This window comes from Mycobacterium sp., assembly GCF_035640695.1.
In the GTDB taxonomy this organism is placed as follows: Bacteria; Actinomycetota; Actinomycetes; order Mycobacteriales; family Mycobacteriaceae; genus Mycobacterium.
This window is the reverse complement of record NZ_DASQVQ010000177.1, coordinates 1-7402: the sequence shown is the minus strand read 5'-3', so window position 1 is coordinate 7402 and position 7402 is coordinate 1. Positions and strand designations below refer to the sequence as shown.

The following is a 7402-nucleotide window of genomic DNA, read 5'->3' as shown; positions in this document are numbered from 1 at the left end:
GCACGAGTGGCGGTGCTCTCCAACTACCTTGGCTGCGAACTCAGTCCCGAAGAGATCATCGCCGATTTCCGCACCTTTTACTTTGAGACGGCGCTGTCGGGTTTTGAAACCAACCTCACAGCGTTGGAGAACTTCGCCTCCCCTGAGCAGATCCTGTTCGGAACCGACTTCGCCGCGGTGAGCCCAGACATGGCCGGCTGGTACACCACCAATGTCGACACCCATTTCGAGTCCAGGCCACAGCTGCACGCACAAGTCCTGCACGGCAACGCCCACACGCTCATTCCTCGTCTGGCCGGCGCCCATGCCGCGGGTGGTCCGTCTAACTGGTTGTAGATTTTCCAACGGGATGGCGGATTCTCGTTTGAACTGGCAGACAATGGCGGATCCGCCATATGTATGAGACGCGCCTCGGCGCCGATCAGCTGGCTGCGTTGGCGGCGGTGATCGAGTTCGGCAGCTTCGATGCGGCGGCCGAGTGGTTGCACGTGACGCCCTCAGCGGTGAGTCAGCGCATCAAGGCATTGGAGCAGCGGGTCGGACAGGTCCTGATTGTTCGTGAAAAGCCCTGTCGAGCAACGGCTGCCGGGGTTCCACTGTTGCGACTGGCCGCACAGACAGCGATGCTGGAATCCGAAGCGCTAGCAGAGACGGCCGGTGGTGAACAAACAGACCGGGCGCGGATCGCAATCGCGGTAAATGCCGATTCGATGTCGACATGGTTTACCGGTGTGCTCGGGCAGTTGCCCAATGTGCTGTTCGACATCCGGATCGAGGACCAGGACCATTCGGCGCGGCTGCTGCGCGAGGGCGCCGTCATGGGTGCGGTCACCACCGAGCGAACTCCGGTACCGGGGTGTCGCGTGGAGTCGCTGGGGGTGATGCGCTATCTGCCGGTGGCCAGCCAGTCGTACGTTAAACGCTGGCTACCGGACGGTTTCACCAAGCAGGCCGCCGCGAATGCGCCGTCGCTGGCGTGGAACCGGGACGATGCGCTGCAAGACATGTTGGTGCGCAAGGCTTTCCGTCGATCTATCAGCAGGCCGGTTCACTACGTACCTACCGCCGAGGGTTTCGGGGCCGCGGTTCGGGCCGGACTGGGTTGGGGTATGTACCCCGAGCATTTGGCCGCCGCGGCGCTGGCCGACGGCTCGTTCGTGCGGATCTCCGATGCGCATCTCGACGTGCCCCTGTTCTGGCAGTGCTGGAAGCTGGACAACCCGATGGTGAAGGCGGTAACGGAGGCAGTCCGATCGGCGGCCGCGGATCTGCGCCGGCGCCGCAGGTAGTTGCTGGTCAACGATTCGCCGCCGATCACGCGAGTTCAGCGGTGGCTATTCCAGGTGCGCAACCACTCCGGTAACCGCGCCGTGGACGGCCTGATCAGCCGACCGATGGATTGTGGTCGTTGACCGTATCTGAACTGATGCGGACCCCGCGTCGCACGCCCAATGGGCGGCACGGTCGAACCTCGATGAGGCGAGCCGAACCGGCGTGGCCGGTCTGTGCCTACCACTTCTACAAAAAAGGAGACGCCGCCATCATGGGGACAATCGCAGACAGAGCAGTTCTGGGTGTGAGGCGATACATCAAGCCGTCGTGGTTCTTCGCCAGGATCTTCAACCGGATCGCGCTGGCGACCGGTGTGGTCAAGAGCGAGCCGATGACCGTAATCAAACGTCGCAGCAAGTTGCCGCAGACGATACCGATGACCCCGGTCGACGTCGACGGCGTGAAGTATCTCGTGTCCGTCCGCGGCGAAACCGAATGGGTGAAAAACGTACGTGCCAACCCGCACGTCAAGCTCACCAAGTCGGATGTGGCCGATTACGTGGCCACCGAGATGCCGGTAGCAGCCAGGAAACCGATCCTGGCGGCCTACAAGGCCACGGCCAGCAAGGCGACCGCCAGATTGTTTCGGCAGTTGCCCGATGACGCCGACCACCCAGTGTTTGCGCTCACGCCACTGCGTGCATCGACGAAGACGACGAGATAGTGGCAAGTATTTCAGTGGGCGCAGCAGTCTTTACGTGCCAAATGCGTGGTGGTGTCCAACTGATTTAAACGCCACGCCTTCGGGTATGTAGGTAGCGGCGAATTGGTCGCCTTTGCCCGGGTTAACGGACATCTAGCAGGTGCACTTGGCGCAACCGGAAGTTGCTCACCACCGCATGGTGGGCCAACCGCACTCCGACGACGAGGGGCCAATCGCCGAGGCCGAGCGTCGGGCCGCAGATCTCCGCGATGACGAGCAGCCACTGGGCCCGCCCGGGCACCGCCTGGACTGGCGCTCCCCATTCTTCGTCGGGCTGGCGGGGGCTGCAGGTGTTGCCGTCACCTACGGCGCGGTGCGCGGACTCGTGCTGGTCTCGTCGATGTTGGTGTTGATCGGCGTGGCGTTCTTCGTCGCACTGGGACTCGAGCCCGCGGTCTCATGGCTCGTCAACCACAAGCTGCGCCGGTGGGCGGCCGTCACCGTGGTGCTGGTCGTCGTGTTCGCGGTGCTCGCGGGATCCCTCGCCGCGGCCATTCCCCCGCTTGCACAGCAGGCCCGCCAATTCGTCGACCAGGCACCGCATTACATCCAACAGGTGCAAGACCATTCGTCGTGGATTGGCAAGCTCAACGACCGCTTTCACTTACAGCAGCGGATCACCGAGACGGTGAACGGCGCCGGCGGATCGGCGGTGGCAGAGGTCGTCAAGGCCGGAACAGTGATTTTCGGGGCGCTGGCCGACCTGCTGATCGTCGCGGTATTGACGGTCTACTTCCTCGCCGACATGCCCCGCATTCGCGCGACGCTGTACCGGCTGGTGCCGCACTCGCGCAGGCCCAGGGCGATCCTGATCGGTGACCAGGTCTACGCGAAGGTCGGCGCCTATGTGCTCGGCAATGTGGTGATATCGGTCATTGCCGGGGTCGCCACATTCCTGTGGCTGGTCGTATTCGGCATCCCCTATCCCCTGCTGCTGGGGATCTTCGTCGCGCTGCTCGACTTGATTCCGTTTGGATCCACCGTCGCCGGCCTCATCGTCGCGGCAGTGGCGCTGACGGTGTCATTGCCAGTGGCGCTCGCAACCGTGGGTTTCTATGTGGTGTTCCGGCTCGCCGAGGACTACCTGCTGGTACCGAAGATCATCGGCCGCGCGGTCCGCGTTCCCGCCGTCGCCACTTTGCTCGCCGTCCTCGTCGGAGGTGCACTGCTGGGGATCGTCGGCGCGCTGGTTGCCATTCCGATCGCCGCTGCGGTCCAGTTGCTCGTGCAGGAAGTGCTCTATCCGCGGCTCGACGAGCTTTGACGGGAACGCCCTCTGTTGCGGGACCCCGGCGGGGTACTCTCCGGAGCTGCCTTCCGTGGACGCTAGCGGGTAAGCATCGATTCCGGCTGGCTGGGGGACACGGATGGGTGTCAGCGGTGGCGACACGACGTCGCCGAGGCGCAATCCTGACAAGAAATGTTCGGCCACGGCAAGCTATGAGCGAAAGCGACCGTGCCAGACGCATGCGGCGATAGGACGGCGATAGGACGGCGATAGGATTCAGTGGCGCGACAAACCGTTCCGACTCCAGCCGAGCCGGCTGGCCGGATGCCCACGCCTCGCGGTTCTAGTAACGAAGTAGGCCGGCAATCGGCGCGGGCAGGTCTCCTGTCGGGCTTGCTGCGGCCCTGCGTTCCGCCTATTGCAGTGGGGATCGTGGTCGCCGCCGCGATCCTTGCGCTCGAGACGCTTGTGGTCGTGTTCCTGCAGCGCCAGTCGCCAGGTGAGGCGTTCGAAACGATCTATTTGCTGGGCGTCGTGGTGGTCTCCGCGGTGTGGGGGTTGGGGTTGTCGGTCGCCACGTCGCTGCTTAGCGCCGTCGTCTTCGCGTGCATCCGCCTGTGGCCGGGCGGATATTTCGCACCGTTCGACCTGCATAACGGCGTAATTGTCATGGTCTTCCTGGTGGTGGCGTTGTGCACGAACTTTGTCGCCGGGCGGGCGCGAGCGCGCGAAATCGAGGCGGGGCAACGCCGCCGCGAAGCTGAGGGCGCCGCCGTGAAGCTGCAGGAGAGCGGCGCACGGCTTAGCGTGCTTGCCGAGCAGCAGGCTGCGTTGCGGCGGGTGGCCACCCTGGTGGCCCATGGGGTGGACCCCGCTGAGCTGTTCCAAGCGGTGGCCGAAGAGATGCGCCGATGTTTGGATACCAAGACCGCCGGGTTGTGGCGCTTCGAGGCAAGCGGTGAGATTACGTTGCTCGCCGCGGCCGCCGAGCCAGCGCTGCTGGCGAAGTTGCCCCCCGTCGGCACGCGAACACCGATCGAGGGCGACAACCTCGCATCGGTCCTGCTACGCACCGGCCAGCCCGCACGAATCGACGACTATGAGAATGCCGCCGGTCCGATCGCCGCACGCGTCCGTCAGTTGGGCGTGCGCGCGGCGGTCGGAGCGCCGGTGATCGTCGATGGGCGCCTGTGGGGCCAGGCTGCCGTCGCCTCGGTAACACCCGGCCCCATGCCGGCCGACACCGAGGCGCGCCTCGGCGACTTCGCCGATCTGCTGGCCACCGCACTCGCCAACGCCGCCGCCCGCGAGCAGCTCGGTGAACTCGCCGGGCGACAGTCGGCATTGCGGCGGGTGGCCACCCTGGTGGCCCGCGGGGTCGAGCCGTCCGAGCTGTTCAACGCCGTGGCCGAGGAAATCGTCCGATGCCTGGACATGGACATCGGTGCGGTGTGGCGTTACGAGCCTGATGGTTCGGCGATCCTGATGGCGGTCAGTCACCCACCGGGGGCGCGATTCCGGGCGGTGGGGGAACGGATGACACTTGAGGGTGACAGCGCCGCCGCGAGGGTGTTCCGCACCGGCGGTGCGGCGCGCATCGAGTGGCTTCAGAATGCCGTTGGCACATTCGGCGCGAAGGCCCGCGAGGACGGGGTTCGTAACGCAGTCGGAGCACCGGTCATCGTTGACGGACGGCTCTGGGGCGTCGCTGTCGTCGCTTCCTACCGATCCGAGCCCCCACCACGGGGTACCGAAGAGCGCATTGGCGACTTCGCCGATCTGGTTGCCACCGCCTTGGCCAACGCCGCGACGCGCGACGAACTGATCGCCTCGCGGGCCCGTATCGTGACGGCCGCCGACGACGCCCGGCGCCGACTCGAGCGCGACCTGCACGATGGGGCTCAACAGCGGCTGGTTTCACTTGGACTGCAACTGCGCGTGACCGAGGCCTCACTGCGCTCCGAACAGGACGATCTCAAGGAGCAGCTTTCCGGCGTGGTGTCGGGTTTGACCGCGGTTTCCTCCGAACTGCAAGAGATTTCGCGGGGGATTCATCCGGCGATCCTGTCGAAGGGCGGATTGGGCCCAGCACTGAAGACGCTGGCCCGCCGCTGTACGGTTCCAGTCAACGTCGACGTTTCGGTTGGGCGCCGATTGCCTGAACCTGTCGAGGTCGCCGCCTACTACGTGGTGGCCGAGGCGCTGACCAACGCTGCGAAATATGCCCAAGCCTCCGAGGTGACCGTCTGCGCAGTAACGAACGGAGCCAATCTCCGTCTATTGATCCAAGACAACGGCATCGGGGGAGCCGATTCCCGCAAGGGCTCCGGACTCATCGGGCTCAAAGACCGTGTTGAAGTGCTCGGCGGCCACCTGAAGATCACCAGCCCGCCGGGAAGCGGCACATCGGTGCACCTGACCATCCCAGTCACGGGGTGACATATGCGCGTCGCCGCCGCTGGCGAGTGCGCGGAATTTCCTGCCGCCCAGGGTGATTGGTTAGTGGGGCGACCGCGTCGCGGACGCGCAATCCTAAGATGACCACCGCGGCCATGGGCCGTCGCCCACAAGGTACTGCGCGGCATGGCCTGCTGAGACGGACCTCACACGGCCCCCCGGAATCAAAACGGGCGGCCGAAGACTTGACTCATTCGACAGGAAAACTAAACGTTCAGTTTCGACCACATGGAGCAGGCATGGCCAACTGCGAGCGCTTATGCGATGAAGCCCGTGCGGCTTCGACCGTCGCTGGCGCCCGGCCGGGACGACAAGTACGCCGGGCGCGGCATCGGGGCACAAGGACGTGACGCCTTAGCGGCACCCGGAAACCAAGAGAAAGAAAACAAGAAAGGAAACTCACTATGCGAATTGGACGCAAATTCATCGCATCGGGGTTGGCGGCAGGCGCTGCCGCGGTTGCTATTGCCGCCGCACCGACCGCCATGGCCGAACCCGCGACGGCTCAGTCCGTAACGAGCGCCAATGCGCCGGTGGCCGTGGACACCGGCTGGCACGGTGGTGGCTGGCACGGCGGTGGCTGGCACGGCGGCGGCTACGGTTGGTTCCCCTGGGGCTGGCGCCGCTAAACAGCGTGAACTGGCACCAAAGTGGCGCCGGGCGGAATTCGCCCGGCGCCACCTTGGCTCGTAGCGCTGTTATTCAGCTTGCCCCCAGGCGATCTCACGACGGCATCGTCCCATCAAGACGCCCACGGAACGTGACAACGCGTCAATTGCAGGTGACGGGCAGGCATAGATTACCGCTGGCGGGGGTGGCCAATGGGCGTCAGCCGCGCCGCAATTTTATTCCGGGCCCGCAACTCTGGGTCGTATGGCAATCGACACATCACGATCATCACTTCGGGCGGTCACTGTCCCAGATGCCAACAGCACCACCACCGCCCCCCGCGCCGCGGTCAAATACGCCGTCGAGGCGATCGGTACATTCTTTCTGGTATTCACCGTGGGCGCCGCCGTGGGCAGCCGTAGCTCGCTGGCCCCGTTGGCCATCGGTGCGGCCCTGATGGTGATGGTCTACGCCGGTGGCCACATCTCCGGTGGACACTACAACCCCGCAGTGACGCTGGCTGCCCTTGTTCGACGCCGGATCGGGTTGGCTGACGCAGTCGGATACTGGATCGCCCAATTTGTTGCCGGAATAGTCGCCGCACTGGTGGTGCACGCGGTCGTTCACCCCGTGCAAGCCGCGATCACGACAACAACACTGGCGGGGCGAACCATGTTGGCCGCGTTCGTAGTTGAGTTGCTGTTCACCTTCGCCTTGTGCTACGTCGTGCTCAACGTCGCCACCAGCAAGGACCACCCGAACAACTCCTTCTACGGCCTCGCAATCGGTTTCACGCTTGTCGCCGGCGCCGTCGCCGTCGGCGGCATCTCCGGCGGTGCGTTCAACCCGGCCGTCAGTCTGGGCGCCGCGGTGATGGGCATGTTCGCCTGGCCGACGCTGTGGGTCTACCTGCTGGCACAGGTCATCGCCGGTGCGGCTGCCGGCGGCGCGTTCCTGGTGCTCAACCCCAAGGACAAATGATGTTGCCGCACACGCGGATCAGCCGACCGAAGTTCACCACGAGAAAAAAATCATCACTCACACGCGGCGCCGCGCTACCACCACTGACGCCG

At 64.9% G+C, this 7402-nt stretch carries 6 protein-coding genes and 1 pseudogene; all 7 read left to right on the top strand.

From position 1 onward, the window contains the following. Positions 1 to 336: pseudogene (locus VE759_RS21085) on the top strand (amidohydrolase); the annotation flags it as partial. Between the two features lie 59 nt (positions 337 to 395). Further along, positions 396 to 1289: a LysR family transcriptional regulator ArgP gene (locus VE759_RS21080; RefSeq protein WP_324936061.1), complete on the top strand. Its 894-nt coding sequence runs from the start codon at positions 396 to 398 to the stop codon at positions 1287 to 1289. 254 nt (positions 1290 to 1543) lie between these two features. Continuing rightward, positions 1544 to 1996, top strand: a complete 453-nt coding sequence (locus VE759_RS21075) for a nitroreductase/quinone reductase family protein (protein ID WP_324936059.1) — start codon at positions 1544 to 1546, stop codon at positions 1994 to 1996. 175 nt (positions 1997 to 2171) lie between these two features. Then, on the top strand, positions 2172 to 3299 hold the full coding sequence (locus tag VE759_RS21070) for an AI-2E family transporter (protein WP_324936057.1): 1128 nt from the start codon (positions 2172 to 2174) through the stop codon (positions 3297 to 3299). A gap of 387 nt (positions 3300 to 3686) precedes the next feature. Beyond that, positions 3687 to 5702: a GAF domain-containing protein gene (locus VE759_RS21065; RefSeq protein ID WP_324936056.1), complete on the top strand. Its 2016-nt coding sequence runs from the start codon at positions 3687 to 3689 to the stop codon at positions 5700 to 5702. 422 nt (positions 5703 to 6124) lie between these two features. After that, positions 6125 to 6349: a hypothetical protein gene (locus VE759_RS21060; protein WP_324936054.1), complete on the top strand. Its 225-nt coding sequence runs from the start codon at positions 6125 to 6127 to the stop codon at positions 6347 to 6349. Between the two features lie 244 nt (positions 6350 to 6593). After that, complete coding sequence (locus tag VE759_RS21055) at positions 6594 to 7310, top strand: MIP/aquaporin family protein (protein WP_324936052.1); 717 nt, start codon at positions 6594 to 6596, stop codon at positions 7308 to 7310. The last annotated feature ends 92 nt before the right edge of the window (positions 7311 to 7402 follow it).